This window comes from Marinilactibacillus kalidii (assembly GCF_017599325.1).
In the GTDB taxonomy this organism is placed as follows: Bacteria; Bacillota; Bacilli; order Lactobacillales; family Carnobacteriaceae_A; genus Marinilactibacillus; species Marinilactibacillus kalidii.
Genome location: NZ_JAGFVM010000003.1, coordinates 115,630 through 133,585 on the forward strand (window position 1 = coordinate 115,630; position 17,956 = coordinate 133,585).

A 17,956-nucleotide genomic window follows, 5' to 3' on the forward strand; every position below is an offset into this window, starting at 1 on the left:
ATTAAAGATGATCACAATCAGACGATGAGATTATAAAGATCTTGAAGTAAGTTGAGTTTCAGATGGGTTAACTGATCTGGAGTAGAAACAAGACTTACTTCGGGATTTAATCTCATCGTCTTTTGTAGTATTTAAGTAAGAGAGAAAAGGGAGTGGAATGATGTCTATTTTAGGTAGTAAGATTATGGGAATCGTTACAGATAAAAATGAAAAAGCAACATTTGTGCAAAATAATGGGATGACTTACCAAGTAGTCTCTGAGAATGAAGAAGAACTAGTATTAGGACAAACAGTCGAAGGGTTTTGTTATATCGATAAAGACAACAATCAATTATTTACCACTGAAATACCAGAAGTTAGAGTGGGCAGTTTTGGTTGGGGAGAAGTGATTGATATTAAGCGATCACTTGGTGTTTTCGTCAATGTAAATTGGCACAATAAAGACTTAGTGATTTCTTTGGATGATTTACCCTTTGAGGGACATCTTTGGCCTAAAAAAGGTGATAAGGTCTATCTTACAGTTACTGTCGATGATCAAGACCGCATGTGGGGCCAATTAGCAGAAGAAGAAGATTTCTATGCTATTTCTCAGACAGGTGAAAAAGAAGCACATAACAGCGAGATTAATGGTTATGCCTTTAAGTTGAAAAAAGCCGGCACATATTTTATTACAGAAGATCATTTCATTGGATTTGTTCATCCATCTGAACGTGAGCGTGAACCTCGTCTTGGAGAGTATATCAGTGGCCGTATTATCGGTGTTAGAGAAGATGGTGTTTACTATGTTTCTTTACTTCCTAGGGCTTACGAAGTACTTGATGATGATGCAGCTATGTTGCTAGAAGTATTACGGCGATCTGGTGATCAGTACTTCAAATTCAATGACAAGAGTGACCCGCAAGCAATTAAAAATCAGTTTGGCATTAGTAAAGGACAATTTAAACGCGCTTTAGGTAGACTAATGAAACAACGTCTGATTGAACAAGATGCTCATGGTACTAAACTCATCAAAGACCCACTTGAAGAAGAGACTGAAGATTAAAAGGATGATGGTTGTAACTGAGTTCTTTCTAGATTATACTGATTATAATTAAACTGAATGTTTATGAGATAGATTATAATGGTTCTGATCTAAGGGGATAGCGATGGAAAAGACGGGAATGGCAATACAAGTTATCAAGGAGAAATTATATCAATCTGGATTCAAACTGACACCTCAGCGAGAAATCATCGTAAAGGTCTTGATTGAAAAAGAGCATTTGAGTGCAGAGGAGATCTATATGGCTGTTCGAGCAAAGCATAGCGGTATTGGATTAGCCACAGTGTATCGAACAGTAGAATTGTTGACTGATCTAAAACTCATCAACAAAATTACTTTTCAAGATGGTATTGCTCGATATGATTTGAATCATAATGAACATCATCATCAGCCTCATTATTTGTTATGTCTTAATTGTGGAAAAATAGATGAAGTTGAACAAGATATGCTGATTGATATTGAAAAAGAAATAGAAAAGAACCATCAGTTTAAAATTAAAGATCATCGATTGACCTTTCATGGTATATGCCAAGATTGCCTTAAGAAAACGGATAGCAATCAATAAGGAGTAATGCTCAGTGACGGCTGAATTAGGATTAGAAGCCTTAGAAGAATACTTGACCTTTCTTAAAATAGAGAGAGGTCTTTCTAAAAATTCAATAGAAAGTTACCAACGCGATCTGATGCAGTATATTGTCTTTTTAAGAAAAGAAGCAGTAACTGATTGGGATCAAATTGATCGATATCTGATATTGAATTTTTTAGAAGCCCAAAGGAATGGACACAAATCGGATAACTCACTTATTAGAATGATTTCAAGCTTAAGAAGATTTCATCAGTTCCTTAAACAAGAGAATATCGCTACAGAAGATCCTATGCTGTATATTCAAACGCCTAAAAAAGCACAGACATTACCAAAAGTTATTTCTGCCAAGCAAGTGGAGATTCTCTTAGCTATACCAGACGTTTCAAATAAAATCGGGATCAGAGACCGTGCGATACTAGAAGTCATGTATGCCACCGGAATCAGAATTTCTGAACTTGTTAACTTGCGTTTGGATGAATTACACTTATCTATGAATCTGATCCAAACAATCGGTAAAGGCGATAAAGAAAGAATTTTGCCGATTGGAGATCAAGGAGTTAAGTGGCTGGAATACTATCTTGAGTATAGCCGTCCTAAATTGGCTATGAAATCTGCACAGATTTCTCCCTATGTTTTTTTGAATCCGCGCGGGACGCAATTGAGTAGACAAGGTGTCTGGAAGAAAATCAAGAAAATGGTTCTAGAAGCAGGGATTACACAAAACGTTACACCTCATACATTGAGACATTCATTTGCTACACATTTATTAGAAAATGGTGCCGATCTTCGTGTTGTCCAAGAATTGTTAGGGCATTCGGATATCTCTACCACTCAAATTTATACCCATATCACAAAACATAGACTGAAAGAAGTTTATGATACGTATCACCCAAGAGCTTAGGCAAAATAGCTTAAGCAAATAATCAATAGGAGGAATTAAGCATGAGCTTTAATCGTGTACATTTAATCGTAATGGATTCAGTTGGAATCGGAGAAGCACCAGATGCTAAGGACTTTAACGACGAGGGGTCACATACATTAGGACATATAGCAGAACAAACAGACTTATCATTGCCAAACTTAAAGACGTTAGGTTTAGGAAATATTGCTCCGTTAGAAGGTATTGAAGAAACCCCAACAAGTATTGGTTATTACACAAAACTTGAAGAAAAATCAGTTGGTAAAGATACAATGACTGGGCACTGGGAAATTATGGGATTGCATATAAAAAAACCTTTCCGCGTTTTTCCAAATGGTTTTCCAGATGACCTGATCAATCAAATCGAAGAGCATACAGGCAGAAAAATCGTTGCGAATAAACCGGCGTCGGGTACTGCGATTCTAGATGAATTCGGTGAACACCAAATAGAAACAGGGGACTTGATCGTCTATACTTCAGCAGATCCTGTTTTACAGATTGCGGCGCATGAAGATGTCATACCATTAGAAGAGCTTTATGAAATTTGTGAGTATGTTCGTGAAATTACAAAAGATGACCCATATATGATCGGCCGTATCATTGCTCGTCCTTACGTTGGGGAACCTGGCGCGTTTACAAGAACAAGCAATCGCCATGACTATGCATTGAGCCCATTTGGCGATACAGTCTTGGATTCGTTAAAAGCTAACGATAAAGATGTTATTGCGGTTGGTAAGATCGACGATATCTTTAACAGCCAAGGAATCACTGAATCTGTTCGTACAAAATCTAATATGGATGGCGTAGATCAACTGATTAAAGTCATGAAAAAAGATTTCAACGGATTGAGTTTCACGAACTTGGTAGATTTCGATGCACTCTTCGGTCACCGTAGAGATGTTGAAGGATATGCTAAAGCGTTAGAAGAGTTTGATGCTAGAATCCCTGAAATCATTAGCGAATTGAAACAAGATGATTTGCTGATCATCACTGCAGATCATGGTAATGATCCGACACATCCAGGAACGGATCATACTAGAGAATATGTACCATTGATGATTTATTCCCCAAGTTTTAGTCGTAATGGTGCATTATCACAAGGTTATTTTGCTGATATCAGTGCAACGATAGCAGAAAACTTTAACGTTGAAGGAACAGGTTTTGGTACTAGTTTCTTGGGAGAATTAAAGTAGCCAGTGCTCATGAAAAAATGAGCATCATGTCATAGGAGGAACGATAGATGGAAAAAGAATATATTGAAAGTGTTCAAAAAGCAACAGACTATTTGAAAGAGAACGGGATGGATCAACCAGTAGTTGGATTGATTCTAGGTTCTGGTTTAGGAGAGTTAGCGGAAGAAGCTGCTGATCCTATTGCGATACCTTATGAAAAAATACCAGGATTCCCTGTCTCAACTGTTGAAGGCCATGCAGGACAATTAGTTTACGGAGAACTAGGTGGGAAAATGGTCTTGGCTATGCAAGGACGATTCCATTTCTATGAAGGATACGCTCTTGAAGATGTTACTTTCCCAGTACGAGTAATGAAGGCTTTAGGCGTGGAAACGCTAGTTGTTACAAATGCTGCTGGTGGTGTTAACGCAGACTTCAATCCAGGCGACTTGATGATTATCACTGATCATATTAATTTTACAGGCGTTAATCCATTAATGGGTAAAAATGATCCTCAAGTTGGCCCAAGATTTACGGATATGTCTGAAGCATATGATAAAGGCTATCAAAAATTGATTCGTAGTTGTGCTGAAGCCAATGGAATAGACATTAAAGAAGGGGTCTACTTCGGTCTGACTGGACCAACATACGAAACACCAGCCGAAATCCGAATGATTCGTACGATGGGCGGAGATGCAGTAGGCATGTCTACTGTTCCTGAAGTAATCGTGGCACAACACGCAGGACTGAAGGTAGCAGGAATCTCTTGTATTACAAATTATGCGGCAGGTATGCAGAGCAATTTGAATCATGATGAAGTTGTAGAAGTGACGACACGTGTTAAGGAATCCTTTAAATCACTTGTGAAAGATTTCGTTTCTAAGGTTTAATACGTTACAAGTCTATAAGAGCGTAATTTCTTTAAAAGATAGATAAAGATGCTTCTAATGTATCTTTATCTATCTTTTGCTATGTGTTCAGTTAAATAAGAAGATGATGGATACAGTGTTTTTTTAATGTGCGTTTGATTTTTCGCGTATATATCTGTATTATTGTCATGAGTATGTAAAATTAAAAAGTACTGAAAAACGTCTAGAATATAGCTTTTCAAATTCGAGACTAAAGAAATGTGGGAATAAAATAATGGATCAGTTTAATCATCAACAATTTCCTGAATTTCCAGGAAATATGAGAATCAACGATAAGAATCATCTAGAAATAGGTGGTGTAGACACAATATCTCTTGCTGAAAAGTATGCAACACCATTATATGTCTATGATACTGGACTCATCAAATCTAGACTAAATGAATTCAAAGATGCATTTTCTTCATATGAGAAGGCAACGCAAGTAGCTTATGCAAGTAAAGCTTTTTCTTCGCTTGCACTTTACGAATTATTAGCGAAAGAATCAATTTCACTAGACGTTGTTTCTGGAGGCGAGTTATTTCTTGCTATAAAAGCAGGATTTCCTGCTTCGAAAATTCATTTTCATGGAAATAACAAATCGCATCATGAACTAGTGGAAGCTTTGAATGCAGATATTGGTTGTATAGTAGTTGATAATTTCACTGAATTAGATATGATCAATCAATTAACAACTTTACATCAAAAACAAATGAAAGTACTCATAAGAATCACGCCGGGTGTAGAAGCACATACACATGAATATATTACTACCGGTCAAGAAGATTCAAAATTTGGATTTGATTTAGCATCTGGACAAGCCAAAGAAGCAATCGAACTCGCACAATCTTTGAAATACATTGATCTTATCGGTTTGCATGCGCATATCGGATCACAGATTTTTGAAACGGTTGGGTATGAAGTGGTTATCGAACGGTTATTACAGCATACTGTAGATTGGAAAAAACAATTTGGATTTGATTTGAAAGTGTTAAACGTTGGTGGAGGTTTTGGTATTCGTTATACGAAAGAAGATGCGCCTTTACCAATTAAAGATTATGCAATGAGTATTATGAATAGCGTGAGAAAGCAGGCAGATAATTTCGAATTAGAGCTTCCAGAAATTTGGGTTGAGCCAGGTAGAAGTATCGTTGGTGAAGCTGGTACGACGCTATACACTGTGGGAACACAGAAAATGATTCCAAACGTTAGAAAATATGTTTCTGTTGACGGTGGTATGGCAGATAATATTAGACCCGCTCTTTATGATGCGAAATACACTGGTGTATTAGCGAATAAAGTATACGCAAAATATGATTCAACGGTTTCTATTGCAGGAAAAGCTTGCGAAAGTGGCGATATGTTGATTTGGGATCTGGACCTTCCAGAGATTGAACAAGGAGATTATTTGGCGGTATTAAGCACCGGAGCATATGGCTATTCAATGGCAAGCAACTATAATCGACTACCACGTCCAGCGGTTGTGTTTGTAGAGGATGGTATTGATTTTCTAGCGATCAGAAGAGAAACCTATGAGGATTTCTTGAATCTGGAACAATCGTTTGAGATAAAATGCTGATCCACTTTAAGGAGGTAGAAGATGCTAACAGATTATAAAGCGGATTATAATAAAATCACAATGGGATTATTGTCTTACGTTCCCGATTTAAAAGATACCGTCAGACTGACCAAAGAAGTCGATTGGTACAAACAAGCAGATAATCGACAGTTGTTTTTATGGAAAAGTGATGAAACGAATGACTTTGCCGGTGTGTTGGGCATTGAAATCGAAGATGAGTTTGTACTTGTTAGACATATCGCGATTAATCCTTCTTATCGAGATGAAGGACTCGCACACGAAATACTAAACGCACTAGCTGCTAAGTATGCACCACGTCAATTAGTGGGTACCATTGAAACAGGATCCTTAATTACTAAATGGCATACAGAACATTAATGTCAACTAACTAAAAGGAAAATCAGCATGAGTGAAAACTGGGAAGTTAACTTAGACGTATTTGAAGGGCCATTGGATCTATTATTACATTTGATCAATAAATATGAAATTGATATATATGATATACCAATTGCTAAAATTACGGCTCAATATATGGATTATCTACAAGCTATGAAGATCTTGCAGCTAGATGTTGCGGGAGACTATTTGGTGATGGCAGCAACTTTGATGTCTATAAAAAGCCAGCTTTTAGTACCGAGAAACGACGGATGGGATGATGAAGGAGAAGATTTTATCCCAGAGCAAGAAGATCCTAGAGAAGAATTAATGGAAATGTTGATTGAATATAGGAAATTTAAGCATGCAGCTGTTCAGCTAGATCAGAAGCAATCTGAAAGATCTGTTTTTTTCACAAAAGAGCCAGCAGATGTATCTGAGTTTCAAAAAAATGTGCCTTTAAAAAATGGGGAAGTTCAACTCCAAGATTTAATCGCAGCTTTTAAGACGGTCATGAAAAGAAGCGAGATGAGAGAACCAGAGCAAACTACGATCGAAACTGAAGAAGTTACGGTAGCCGATCGTATGGAGTGGATCGAACTTGAGTTGACGAATAGTGTGCAGAAGAAAAGAACTTTTCATCAGCTCTTTCGCTACTATTCTCGAAAAGATATCGTTGTCACTTTTCTTGCACTGTTAGAATTGATTAAAGAAAACAAAATAACATTCACACAAGAGGATACTTTCTCGGATATTGAATTATTTTTTGTTGGATAAAATAAAATTGAATAGGAGGGGATTGAATGAACGAAACGGCAGTATATGAAGCGTTACTCTTCGTGGCAGGAGATGAAGGCCTGACATTGAAGGAAATGGCTAAGCTGACCAATGCCACCACTGAACATGTGCTTGTTTCACTAAAGAAATTATTGCATGACTACAATACAAAAGAAACAAGTGCATTAACGATTATTGAAACGGCAAACAAGTACCGCTTAGTCACCAAAGAAAGCTATTCTTCTGTTGTTAGTGCTTATGCTCAATCTCCTTTAATGCAGAAACTGAGTAAAGCATTGCTAGAAACGTTAGCGATAATCGCGTACAAGCAACCCATTACCCGCATGGAAATCGAAGAAATTCGTGGCGTACAGCTAGCAACAGCACTGCATAAACTAAGGATTCGTGATTTGATTCAAGAAGTTGGTAGATTGGAAGCACCAGGGAGACCTGTATTGTATGGGACGACAGATTATTTTCTTGACTACTTCGGTTTGAATGCATTATCTGAATTACCTGAGTTGAGTATTGAGGAAGAAGTAGAAGAAACATCACTATTTTTTGAAAGTTTCCAACAGTCATTTGAATAGAAAATAGAAGGAGGAGTTACATGGATAGATTACAGAAAGTCATGGCGCATGCAGGCATAGCTTCAAGAAGAAAATCTGAGAGCATGATCGAAGCAGGGCGCGTAAAAGTAAATGGAGAACTCGTTACAGAACTAGGTTATCAAGTTAGAAAATCAGATACGATTTCAGTAGATGATATTCCTATTCAAAAAGAGAAACCAGTTTACTTTTTATTAAACAAACCAAGAGGGGTCGTTTCAACAGCAAATGATCCTAAGAATAGAGAAACAGTAGTAGAGTTGCTACATGAAGTTGAAGAACGTATATATCCAGTAGGTCGTTTAGATTACGATACGACAGGCGTACTATTGTTAACAAATGATGGAGAATTAGCGAATAAATTAATGCATCCGAAATATGCAGTCGAAAAAACATATATCGCAAAAGTGAAAGGTCGAATGACCCGAGAAGACATCATGCATTTAGAAAAAGGTGTAGTGTTCGATAAAGTGAAATCGTCTCCTGCTAAAGCAAGAATCATCAATTATGATAGAAAAAAAGATTTTTCGACAGTAGAGTTGACGATTCACGAAGGTAAAAATCATCAAGTCAAAAAAATGATGCAAGCAATTAAACATCCGGTAGAGAAATTGACAAGAACCCAATATGGATTCTTAACTGTTGAAGGCATGCAATCAGGCGTTTGGAGAGAACTGAAGCAGTTTGAAGTCAACAAATTAAAACAATTAGTTGATGAAGAAGAAACATATTAGTTCAATCATTAGATAAGTTCTAAGGTAAAGTTGGAAATAGTGGCACTATATCCTTATCTTAGTTATAATTAAACTTAAGCAACGTACCCAAGTTTTATCAATGTATTTTAATCTTAAGTCAATAGTATCGAGCGCTAAGGAGTGTCTAATCGTGACGGATGAAAAATTACAAGACAGTGTAGAGCAGCAAGCAAAAAAATTACTGGTAGTAGATGACGAAAACCGAATTAGAAGATTATTAAGAATGTATTTAGAAAAAGCTAATTATGAAATCGATGAAGCTGAAAATGGCAAAGTCGCCTTACAGTTAGCTTTAGAAAATGATTACGATCTAATATTACTTGATTTGATGATGCCTGAAATGGATGGCATTGAAGTTGCAGAAGAATTACGTAAAGAAAAAGAAACCCCTATTATGATGTTGACAGCAAAAGGTGAAGAATTAAATCGTATACAAGGATTTGAAGTGGGTGCTGATGATTATATCGTCAAGCCATTTAGTCCTAGAGAGATCGTGCTCAGAGTATCTGCGATTTTGAAAAGAAGTCAGACAGGTGGCGGCAGTGTGAATAAATCTGCTGAAGTGTCAGACACCCTTACTTTACCGCATCTTGAAATTGACAATGATTCTAGACGCGTGACAGCAGATGGACGATCGGTCAACTTAACCCCTAAAGAATATGACTTATTACATTACCTTATGTCTTCACCAGATCAGATTTTTGGTAGAGAACAGTTACTCAGAGAAGTATGGAAATATGAGTTTTTTGGAGATTTGAGAACAGTTGATACACACGTTAAACGCTTACGTGAGAAATTGAAAAAAGAGTCTCAAATAGCTGCTAAAATGATTGAAACTGTGTGGGGGCTTGGCTATAAACTTAATTCATACCCTCATGAAGAAGAGGAGTAGGAGCAGAGTATGAAGCTGAATATCGTAGCCATTAGAATTTGGCTGATTACTTCTGGACTAATCCTTTTTTCACTTATTGCCACATCGCTATTTTATGCCCACTTTTATTCTGAACAAATCAAGCAAAATTATTTGAATGACTATGAATCTTTTATGCAAAATGTAGAAGAACTTTCAAATAGCGATCCTGATTATATAATTGAATATCTTCAGGAAGCTAATGTCATCCATTCGAAACTGAATTTTGCCATGCGTTCTGATAGTCAAGATGTTCATAACGAAGCAGAGTGGAACCTCCAGTTTTCTGATGATGTTTATCAGAGAGTAATCAGCAATCCAAAATTGGTAGCAGACATCGAAGCAAACCAAGAAATTCATGTACGATCTGATTCAAACCCCGAGTACAAAAGCAAGATTCCATATATTTTCCATATCAAACATATTGAGTATCAAAATGAACAATTGACTTTTTATGCTTATGCAGATCTTTCTTTCGTTGCTGCGATTGAACGAACAGTCGCGATTGCATTAGTTATACTTATCTTATTTAGCATTTTCTTGAGTTATCTTTATTACCTTTATCTTCGCAGAAATATTTCTGAGCCAATCAATGCAATGACGAATATCGCTTTTGATTATGCCAGAGATGATTTCAGTCATCAATTACCTGTTTCTGGAAGAGATGATTTGTCTGAACTTGCAATGGCCATGAATAAAATGGGTCATTCACTTGAAACAAATCGAACGGTTGTTAGACAAGAAAAAGAGCTTTTGTCTCATATCATGACGAGTATAGATACAGGTATATTGTACTATGATTCTGATCAAACCTTGATTCTTTCTAATCCTGCTGGCGAACTATTTCTTACTCAATATCAAGTTGAAAAAGGGAATTTTTCTAGTAAAGATGATTATGTAGATATTGAACTTAATCTTAAAGAAGCTGTTGAAACCAAAAAATTCTCTCAATTCAATATAGAAATGGTTGAATTCTATTATGAAGTAACGATTTTACCGCTCATAGAAGATGATACGTTAGAAATTCGTGGAATCCTGGTTTCTACAAAAGATTTAACACATGAACATCGATTAGATAAAATGCGTGTAGATTTTATCAATAACATTTCACACGAGCTGAGAACACCATTAGTAATGGTCCAAGGATATAGTGAGGCAATTATTGATGATATTGCTGAAACGATTGATGAGAAAAAAGAAATGGCTCAAATCATTAGTGATGAGTCACAACGTATGAATCGAATGGTTAATGAAATGCTTGATCTATCAAGAATGGAAGCAGGATTTATTGAGATTGAGAAAGATTCGATTGATTTAAACCGATATCTTAGCACATTAGTTGCTAGGTTCAAGAAGATGGCGTCTGAAGTAAATGTTACGATTAATTTAGATGTTCCAGACGAAACCATTTTATTATCGATCGATAAAGATAAAATGGATCAAGTTTTTGTGAATTTAATCAATAATGCCATCAGACATACGGGTATGACCGATAAAGCCGCTAAGACTGTTACTTTGAGACTTTTTGAGGATACGAACCTTGAAGAGATCATCTTGGAAGTTAGTGATACTGGCACAGGTATCCCTAAAGAAGATGTACCTTATATTTTCGATCGTTTCTTTAAAGCAGACAAATCCAGAAAAAATTATTCAGACAATGCTACTGGTACGGGTATAGGATTGTCCGTGGTACAAAGTATTATCGAAGCACATGGGGGAAGATTAAGTGTTGAGTCAACACTTGGAAGAGGCTCGACTTTCATCATTCATCTACCGATTCATCCAGACGGAATGAATCCATATGATACCTTTTAAAGTATGCTATTGACTTTTTCAATGGTTCTTGTATAATATAAGTGTGCTTATAAAATATAAGTAAAAAAATAATATGATTCATCTTCAGGGGCAGGGTGCAAATCCCGACCGGTGGTAAAGTCCACGAGCGAAACAGTGTTTTGCTGAACTGGTGTAATTCCAGTACCGACAGTATAGTCTGGTATAAAGAAGATGGAGCTTTTTGACTGATATACTACGTCTATTTAGCTCTGTTCATTTCCTGAAGTGGATTTGAACAGAGTTTTTGTATTTCTAGAGTACAATAGCTCTTTTAAATCCATTTCGGATTGACAGGAACAATAGATGTAAGCATCAATAAGTTCAATACCCTAACCAGGATGAATCCTTCTAGGAGGATTTTTAATGTCAAGCAATAAAACACAAAAAGTAGTCGGTATCGCAGTATTAGCTTCACTGGCATGGATCATCTCTATGTTTGCATTTCCTATTTTACCAACAGCATCATTTCTTAAGATCGATTTTAGTGATCTACCTATTCTGTTTGGCATGTATATGTATGGTCCAGTAGGTGGGATAGCGATAGCATTTATTCGTTCGCTATTATCCTATGCACAATCTGGTGGAGAAGCAGGCTTACCTATCGGAGATGCTGCACAATTTATCGCTTCATTGTCCTTCACATTACCGATGTATTTAATTATTACAAAACTTGGTATGAGATTGAGACATAAAATTGTTGCTACGATTGCGAGTACATTGTCTTTGAGTGCGGTAATGGCACTCTTGAATTATGTATTTTTGATTCCAGCTTATCTTGCTGTGATGGGATTTTCAGTTGGACCGATAAGAGAATACTTACTTCTATCAATCGTTCCTTTTAATCTGATTAAAGCACCGATTGTATCAGTTGTCTTTTTCGTAGCATTCCAAAAATTGAAACCTTGGTTAGTTAAATCAAGAACAAAGCTATATATAAAGCATAATAAACATTATGTATTTGATAACGAGAATTAATGAGTATCATTCAACTAACACGATTTAAAAGGTGGGTCTTTATGACCGCCTTTTTTTATTGAAATCAAGTAAGAGAGCGTGTATTCTGAAAAGAAGAAGGAGGCGTAAAGATGAAACAGTACCGTTATTTCTTGATGTTTATACTCAAATTATTCAATAAAGATTATCCTTCGAAAAGCTCTCAATTGATTCATGTCTTTAACGGTAGAAGAACCCCTTCTATATTGTACAAAGTAGAAAATGAGCAGTTGCATCCCGCATTTGGGCTATTTAAAGAACTCACTAAAGAACAACTTCAAAAGTTGATCAATCAACTTGTCAGAGAACAGTTGCTTGAAGGTACAGAGCAAGATGGCTACATAAAAACGGAAAAAGGAATAAACCAAGTAGCCCAGTATTTTAATCAGCACGCTTTTCCAGACTCAATCACATCTTTAGAAAATGCAACGCTTAGAACACCTTTTTATTACCAGTTTCAATTACTAGGACAGATATTTTCTGAAAAGCGATATGAAAATAATAAATATAGTCCAACAATAAAGGATCCAGTCCATCAAGAATCAATAAAAATGTGGTTATCTAATCAACCTGAAAAAATGGATCAACTAGCACAACAATGGTCAAATGAGTTGTATCGTCTGCTGAATGCACTCTCTGAAGAAGAAGCATACATAGTTGTGGGGAAATTAACTGGTCATCCATTTGTAGGTAGAACCAATCGACAATTAGCAGAAGAGCTCGATATGGAACCATTCGAACTAATTATTCGAACCGAACAAGTAATGGAAACAATCATTAAGAAAAGTCGATCTGAAAAAGGAACGTTACTAAACGACTTCGTTGACTATCTCGATAAAAGAACTTACTTTGGTCTATCCAAGAGTACACTTGATACCTACTACATGATAGGAGAAGGTAAAGGTTTAGAAGAAGTTTCAGAAATAAGAAAGTTAAAAATCAGTACGATACGTGAGCATATATTGGAAATCTATTTGATTCATCCAGATTTCGACTTCACACCTTTTATTCCGAAAGAAATTTACATGAAGTTAAAACAATCATTCCTTCAGCAGCCATCTTATATGTTTAAGCAAGCGAAAGTCGAACAACCTGATATGTTATTTATGTGGTTCAGACTGATTGAAATCGAAAGGATTCGAAATGGTAGATAAAACACTAGAACAAATACTTTTAAAAAAATTCAACTATCGTACTTTTAGACCAGGTCAAGAAGAAGCTATTTTAGCCGCGTTACAAAGTCAAGACTCTTTAGTCATGTTGCCAACTGGAAGTGGTAAATCGATTTGCTATCAATTACCAGGGTATATGAAAGAAGGGCTAGTGGTTATTGTTTCTCCATTATTGTCATTAATGCAGGATCAAGTTGAAAAACTCAAAGCTAATGGTGAAAGACAAGTAGCGGCTTTAAACAGCCTTTCCTCAAGAGCTGAGAAGAATCGAATCTTCAAGCAACTTCACTTACTAAAATTTTTATATATTTCGCCTGAAATGATTCAATTCGACTTCCTGATGCAGAGATTAAAACAATTAAAAATAGCGCTGTTTGTAGTAGATGAAGCCCATTGTATATCCCAATGGGGAATGGATTTCCGACCAGATTACCTTAAAATGGGCGAGATCAGACGTAAATTGAATAATCCAACGACGATGGCTTTGACTGCGACTGCCACTGAGTCTGTTCGTAATGAAATTAAAGAATCTTTGCATATGAATCATGAAGAAACTCAAGAAATCATACATTCAGTAGATCGGAAGGCCATTAAACTAAAAGTAGCTATTTGTGATGGTAATAAAAAAGAACGACTAACAGAACTAGTAAACCAACTGAAAGGCGCTGGGGTCATTTATTTCTCTAGTAAAAAATTAGCTGATGAAATTGCTGAAACCCTTCGCACTGATCATGGTCTCAAAGCTGAAAGTTACCATTCAGATTTGACTGTAGATGATAAAGTGAAAGTTCAACAACAATTTATAGATAACACAATTCAACTTATCTGTGCTACGAGTGCTTTTGGTATGGGTATTGATAAACCGGATATTCGTTTTGTCATCCATTACCATATGCCTGCTAATCCAGAAATGTATCTGCAAGAAATTGGCAGATGTAGTCGAGATGGAAAAGAAGGGATAGCAATTTTGTTATTCGAAGCTGGAGACCAATACTTGCAGATGCGGCTGCAAGAAAATGCCTTACCGGACGAATCGCTATTGAATTATATCTATAAAAATAACCTTAAAATCAAAGCCGAACAAGCTGATCCAAAAGTGCAGATTGGGCAGTTTTACGTTAATGCAGAGATACCATACAATGTTGCACTTTATCAAATACAAAACAGGGAAAAACTAAAACAAAACCAGCTTGATTATATGTTGAAATATGTCTATCATACTGGATGCAAAAGAGCTTTTTTACTCCATTATTTTGATGAAGCTGTCATGAATAAACCAGCTAATTGTTGCAGCAGTTGTGACCCTAGCCTTGAGCAACATTTTTTTAGTGAAGATATAGAACGGACGAATAAAAACACTGAAAAACTAGACTGGAAAACACGCTTTAAACAATTGTATAAAATTGATGAAGAATCTATGAATTAAGCTAAAATATGATACAATAACTATGATAGAATTGAAGGAGGAAAAACCATGAGTAAGAAAGATCGCGAGTCAATGGAAGAACTCTGGTCAAAACGATTTGATGATGAAGTCGATTACGACGAGCAAGCTATGTCTCGAAAAGCTAAAAGAGAACGCGAGAAAAGCATTTCTCCTATATTGACGGTTACGGTCGTCTTTTTGGTTTTAATTATTGTGGTTACTTTAGGTACATATGCTTGGTATAGTAGCAAGGAACCTAATTATGGTACACCTGATGAACCTAACGTAGCACAAAAAGGAAATGAAAAAGAAGATACAGATTCTGAAGCTGATCCAGAACCAGAACCAGATCCCGAACCAGAACCAGATCCCGAACCGGAGCCAGCACCAGATCCGGAACCAGAACCAGAACCAGAACCCGAGCCAGAACCCGAACCGGAGCCAGCGCCAGAACCGGAGCCAGCACCTGAACCCGAACCCGAACCCGCAGAAGAAACACCAGCACCAGTCGGAGAAACGTACACGGTTAAAGCAGGCGATAATATGTACAGAATTGCATTAAATCATGGCATGACTACACAAGAATTAATGCAATTGAATGGTTTATCAAGTGAAACAGTGTTCGTTGGTCAAGTATTAAAAGTTCGTTAATCCTTTTAAATTAAATGTGAAAGTGTGAAGATGTATTGAATAATCAATTGACTGTTGCTATTGATGGACCTGCCTCATCAGGGAAAAGTACGGTAGCTAAAAAAATTGCAGACGACTTGAATCTGATTTATGTGGATAGTGGTGCAATGTACCGTGCAATAACATTAATGGCACTTAGAAAGAGTATTGCCTTAGAAAATCAAGAAGCGCTTGTGAATGAATTGAAACATTCCTCGATTGATTTCAAAAGAACAGAAGATGGACAAAGAGTCTATTACAATGAAGAAGAAATCACGATGGCAATCAGACAGAACGACGTAACCAACGCCGTGTCTGTAGTGGCAGCTCATCCAGACGTTCGAACTGTTCTAGTTGAAAGACAAAGAGAAATGGCATCAAGCAAAAGCGTGATTATGGACGGTAGAGATATTGGGACGGTCGTTCTACCAAAGGCAAGCCTAAAAATCTTTTTAATCGCCAGTGTCGATGAAAGAGCAGAAAGACGATATAAAGAGAACAAAGAAAAAGGAATCGATTCTGATTTAACAATATTAAAACAAGAAATCAGTGAACGGGACTACAAAGATTCAACTAGAGAAGTATCCCCTTTGAAAAAAGCAGAAGATGCTATTGAGATAGATACGACTGCCATGTCGATAGAAGAAGTTGTTGAAAAAATCAAGAAAATAATTTTTGAAAAACATCCTGAATTCGACAAATAAGCTGCTCCAAATGTTTTAGTGGAAAAATAAGCTTATTTTATGTACAATTAAAAGAGTAGAAATATTGGTATTGGGAGGCACAATTATAATGACAGACAAAGAAAATTCAAACGAATTAGAAAATAACGCAGTAGATCAAGAATCACAAGATGTTGCAGAAGATCAAGTGATCGTTAATTCTCCTGAAGGTACAGATCCAGAAGACGTACTTGCAGAGAATGAAGATGCACAAGTTCAAGCAGCTGTTGGTTCATCAGATGCTGACTCAGAGTCAATGTCTGATGTGTTGAGAGATGTAGTAGATATTACACCAGGTGACTTAGTGCAAGGCGAAGTTCTCGTTATCGACAATGACAAACAAGTTATCGTAGGACTTGGTGGAGGACAAGAAGGAATCATTCCTCCTAAAGAACTATCAACTGAACGCTTCGAACATCCTTCTGACGTTGTTAGTGTTGGAGATGTTATCGATGTAGTGGTTTTACGTGATGTTAAAGATAAAGAGCAAGGCAGTTTCGTTTTATCTAAAAAACGCGTAGACCAAAGAAAAGTCTGGGAAGAACTACAAACTGTATATGATAATGGTGGAACGATCGAAGCACCTGTTACACGTGTTGTAAAAGGTGGTTTAACTGTAGATGCCGGCGTGAGAGGATTTGTTCCTGCCTCACAAATGGACGTTTCATACGTTAGCGACTTGAATCAATTTGAAGGTCAAACGTATACATTTAAAATTCTTGAAATTGATCCAAATGAACGTCAATTGATTCTTTCTAGAAAAGCATTGATGGCTGCAGAACAGTCTAAAATGAAAGAAGAAGCATTTGATGCATTAGAAGAAGGTTCAACAGTCAAAGGGACAGTCGTTAGATTGACAAACTTTGGTGCTTTCGTCAATTTAGGTGGCGTTGATGGACTCGTTCATATTTCTGAGATTTCTCACGAAAGAATTGGACATCCAAAAGAAAAATTAGCTACCGGTGATGAAGTAGAAGTTAAAGTATTAGGTGTAGACAGAGACAAAGAACGTATCTCTCTATCTATTAAAGATACTTTAGCTGGACCTTGGGATAATCTTGAAGAAGAATTACCTGAAGGATCTGTTGTCACAGGAACGGTTAAACGTGTAACTGACTTCGGTGCTTTTGTTGAAGTTAAACCTGGCGTTGAAGGTCTTGTTCACATTTCTGAAATGGCACACAAACATGTTGAAACACCACATGAAGTTGTCGCTAAAGACGAAGAAATCCAAGTGAAGGTATTAAGCGTTAGTCCTTCAGAAGAACGTATCTCTTTAAGTATTAAAGCACTTGAAGAAGCGCCTGAACAAGCACCAAAACCAGCAAGTAAACCAAAAAAATCTGCATCGCCTAAACCACAAGCAGCAAAATCTTCATTCGGTGATGATGACGAAGATGGTTCATTCACTTTAGGTGACCAAATCGGCGATCAATTATCTAGCCTTATGAACAATGACGATCAAGAGTAAGCATACTTTATCTTTTAATTCATTAAAATGATAGCACCCAAA

18 protein-coding genes and 1 riboswitch are annotated in these 17,956 nt (G+C 36.7%); all 18 genes read left to right on the forward strand.

From position 1 onward, the window contains the following. Positions 1 to 157 precede the first annotated feature (157 nt). The 18 genes from J5J05_RS00765 (at position 158) to rpsA (ending at position 17,914) form a co-directional block, all read left to right on the forward strand. Complete coding sequence (locus tag J5J05_RS00765) at positions 158 to 1,042, forward strand: CvfB family protein (protein ID WP_208558749.1); 885 nt, start codon at positions 158 to 160, stop codon at positions 1,040 to 1,042. A gap of 103 nt (positions 1,043 to 1,145) precedes the next feature. Next, a complete protein-coding gene (locus J5J05_RS00770) occupies positions 1,146 to 1,604 on the forward strand; it encodes a Fur family transcriptional regulator (RefSeq protein WP_208558750.1) in 459 nt (152 codons plus the stop codon). 13 nt (positions 1,605 to 1,617) lie between these two features. After that, on the forward strand, positions 1,618 to 2,526 hold the full coding sequence (gene xerD / locus J5J05_RS00775) for a site-specific tyrosine recombinase XerD (RefSeq protein WP_208558751.1): 909 nt from the start codon (positions 1,618 to 1,620) through the stop codon (positions 2,524 to 2,526). Positions 2,527 to 2,567: 41 nt separating this feature from the next. Then, positions 2,568 to 3,737: a phosphopentomutase gene (deoB, locus tag J5J05_RS00780; protein WP_208558752.1), complete on the forward strand. Its 1,170-nt coding sequence runs from the start codon at positions 2,568 to 2,570 to the stop codon at positions 3,735 to 3,737. Between the two features lie 47 nt (positions 3,738 to 3,784). Next, the gene (locus J5J05_RS00785; RefSeq protein WP_208558753.1) at positions 3,785 to 4,606 is read left to right on the forward strand and encodes a purine-nucleoside phosphorylase; all 822 of its coding nucleotides are present in this window, start codon (positions 3,785 to 3,787) and stop codon (positions 4,604 to 4,606) included. Between the two features lie 253 nt (positions 4,607 to 4,859). Further along, entirely contained in the window at positions 4,860 to 6,200 is a 1,341-nt protein-coding gene (gene lysA, locus J5J05_RS00790) for a diaminopimelate decarboxylase (RefSeq protein WP_208558754.1), read from the forward strand. 21 nt (positions 6,201 to 6,221) lie between these two features. Next, entirely contained in the window at positions 6,222 to 6,578 is a 357-nt protein-coding gene (locus tag J5J05_RS00795) for a GNAT family N-acetyltransferase (protein WP_208558755.1), read from the forward strand. A 27-nt stretch (positions 6,579 to 6,605) separates the two neighbouring features. Next, positions 6,606 to 7,352 carry a segregation/condensation protein A gene (locus J5J05_RS00800; RefSeq protein WP_208558756.1) on the forward strand — a complete coding sequence of 249 codons (747 nt, stop codon included), beginning with the start codon at positions 6,606 to 6,608 and terminating at the stop codon, positions 7,350 to 7,352. Between the two features lie 26 nt (positions 7,353 to 7,378). Next, positions 7,379 to 7,942 carry an SMC-Scp complex subunit ScpB gene (gene scpB / locus J5J05_RS00805; RefSeq protein ID WP_208558757.1) on the forward strand — a complete coding sequence of 188 codons (564 nt, stop codon included), beginning with the start codon at positions 7,379 to 7,381 and terminating at the stop codon, positions 7,940 to 7,942. A gap of 20 nt (positions 7,943 to 7,962) precedes the next feature. Beyond that, a complete protein-coding gene (locus J5J05_RS00810; protein ID WP_208558758.1) occupies positions 7,963 to 8,694 on the forward strand; it encodes a pseudouridine synthase in 732 nt (243 codons plus the stop codon). A gap of 151 nt (positions 8,695 to 8,845) precedes the next feature. Continuing rightward, complete coding sequence (locus J5J05_RS00815; protein WP_341868487.1) at positions 8,846 to 9,607, forward strand: response regulator transcription factor; 762 nt, start codon at positions 8,846 to 8,848, stop codon at positions 9,605 to 9,607. 9 nt (positions 9,608 to 9,616) lie between these two features. Beyond that, positions 9,617 to 11,440, forward strand: coding sequence for a HAMP domain-containing sensor histidine kinase (locus J5J05_RS00820; protein ID WP_208558760.1), 1,824 nt, complete (start codon positions 9,617 to 9,619; stop codon positions 11,438 to 11,440). 76 nt (positions 11,441 to 11,516) lie between these two features. Then, positions 11,517 to 11,638: riboswitch (FMN riboswitch) on the forward strand. A gap of 186 nt (positions 11,639 to 11,824) precedes the next feature. Further along, positions 11,825 to 12,436, forward strand: a complete 612-nt coding sequence (locus J5J05_RS00825) for an ECF transporter S component (protein ID WP_208558761.1) — start codon at positions 11,825 to 11,827, stop codon at positions 12,434 to 12,436. Positions 12,437 to 12,546: 110 nt separating this feature from the next. Beyond that, a complete protein-coding gene (locus tag J5J05_RS00830; RefSeq protein ID WP_208558762.1) occupies positions 12,547 to 13,608 on the forward strand; it encodes a YpbB family protein in 1,062 nt (353 codons plus the stop codon). After that, positions 13,598 to 15,052: a RecQ family ATP-dependent DNA helicase gene (locus J5J05_RS00835; RefSeq protein WP_208558763.1), complete on the forward strand. Its 1,455-nt coding sequence runs from the start codon at positions 13,598 to 13,600 to the stop codon at positions 15,050 to 15,052. The genes J5J05_RS00830 and J5J05_RS00835 overlap by 11 nt, the downstream gene beginning before the upstream one ends. Positions 15,053 to 15,100: 48 nt before the next feature. Then, a complete protein-coding gene (locus J5J05_RS00840) occupies positions 15,101 to 15,703 on the forward strand; it encodes a LysM peptidoglycan-binding domain-containing protein (RefSeq protein ID WP_208558764.1) in 603 nt (200 codons plus the stop codon). Positions 15,704 to 15,738: 35 nt separating this feature from the next. Then, positions 15,739 to 16,425: a (d)CMP kinase gene (gene cmk, locus J5J05_RS00845; RefSeq protein WP_208558765.1), complete on the forward strand. Its 687-nt coding sequence runs from the start codon at positions 15,739 to 15,741 to the stop codon at positions 16,423 to 16,425. Between the two features lie 88 nt (positions 16,426 to 16,513). Continuing rightward, complete coding sequence (rpsA, locus tag J5J05_RS00850) at positions 16,514 to 17,914, forward strand: 30S ribosomal protein S1 (RefSeq protein WP_425270338.1); 1,401 nt, start codon at positions 16,514 to 16,516, stop codon at positions 17,912 to 17,914. The last annotated feature ends 42 nt before the right edge of the window (positions 17,915 to 17,956 follow it).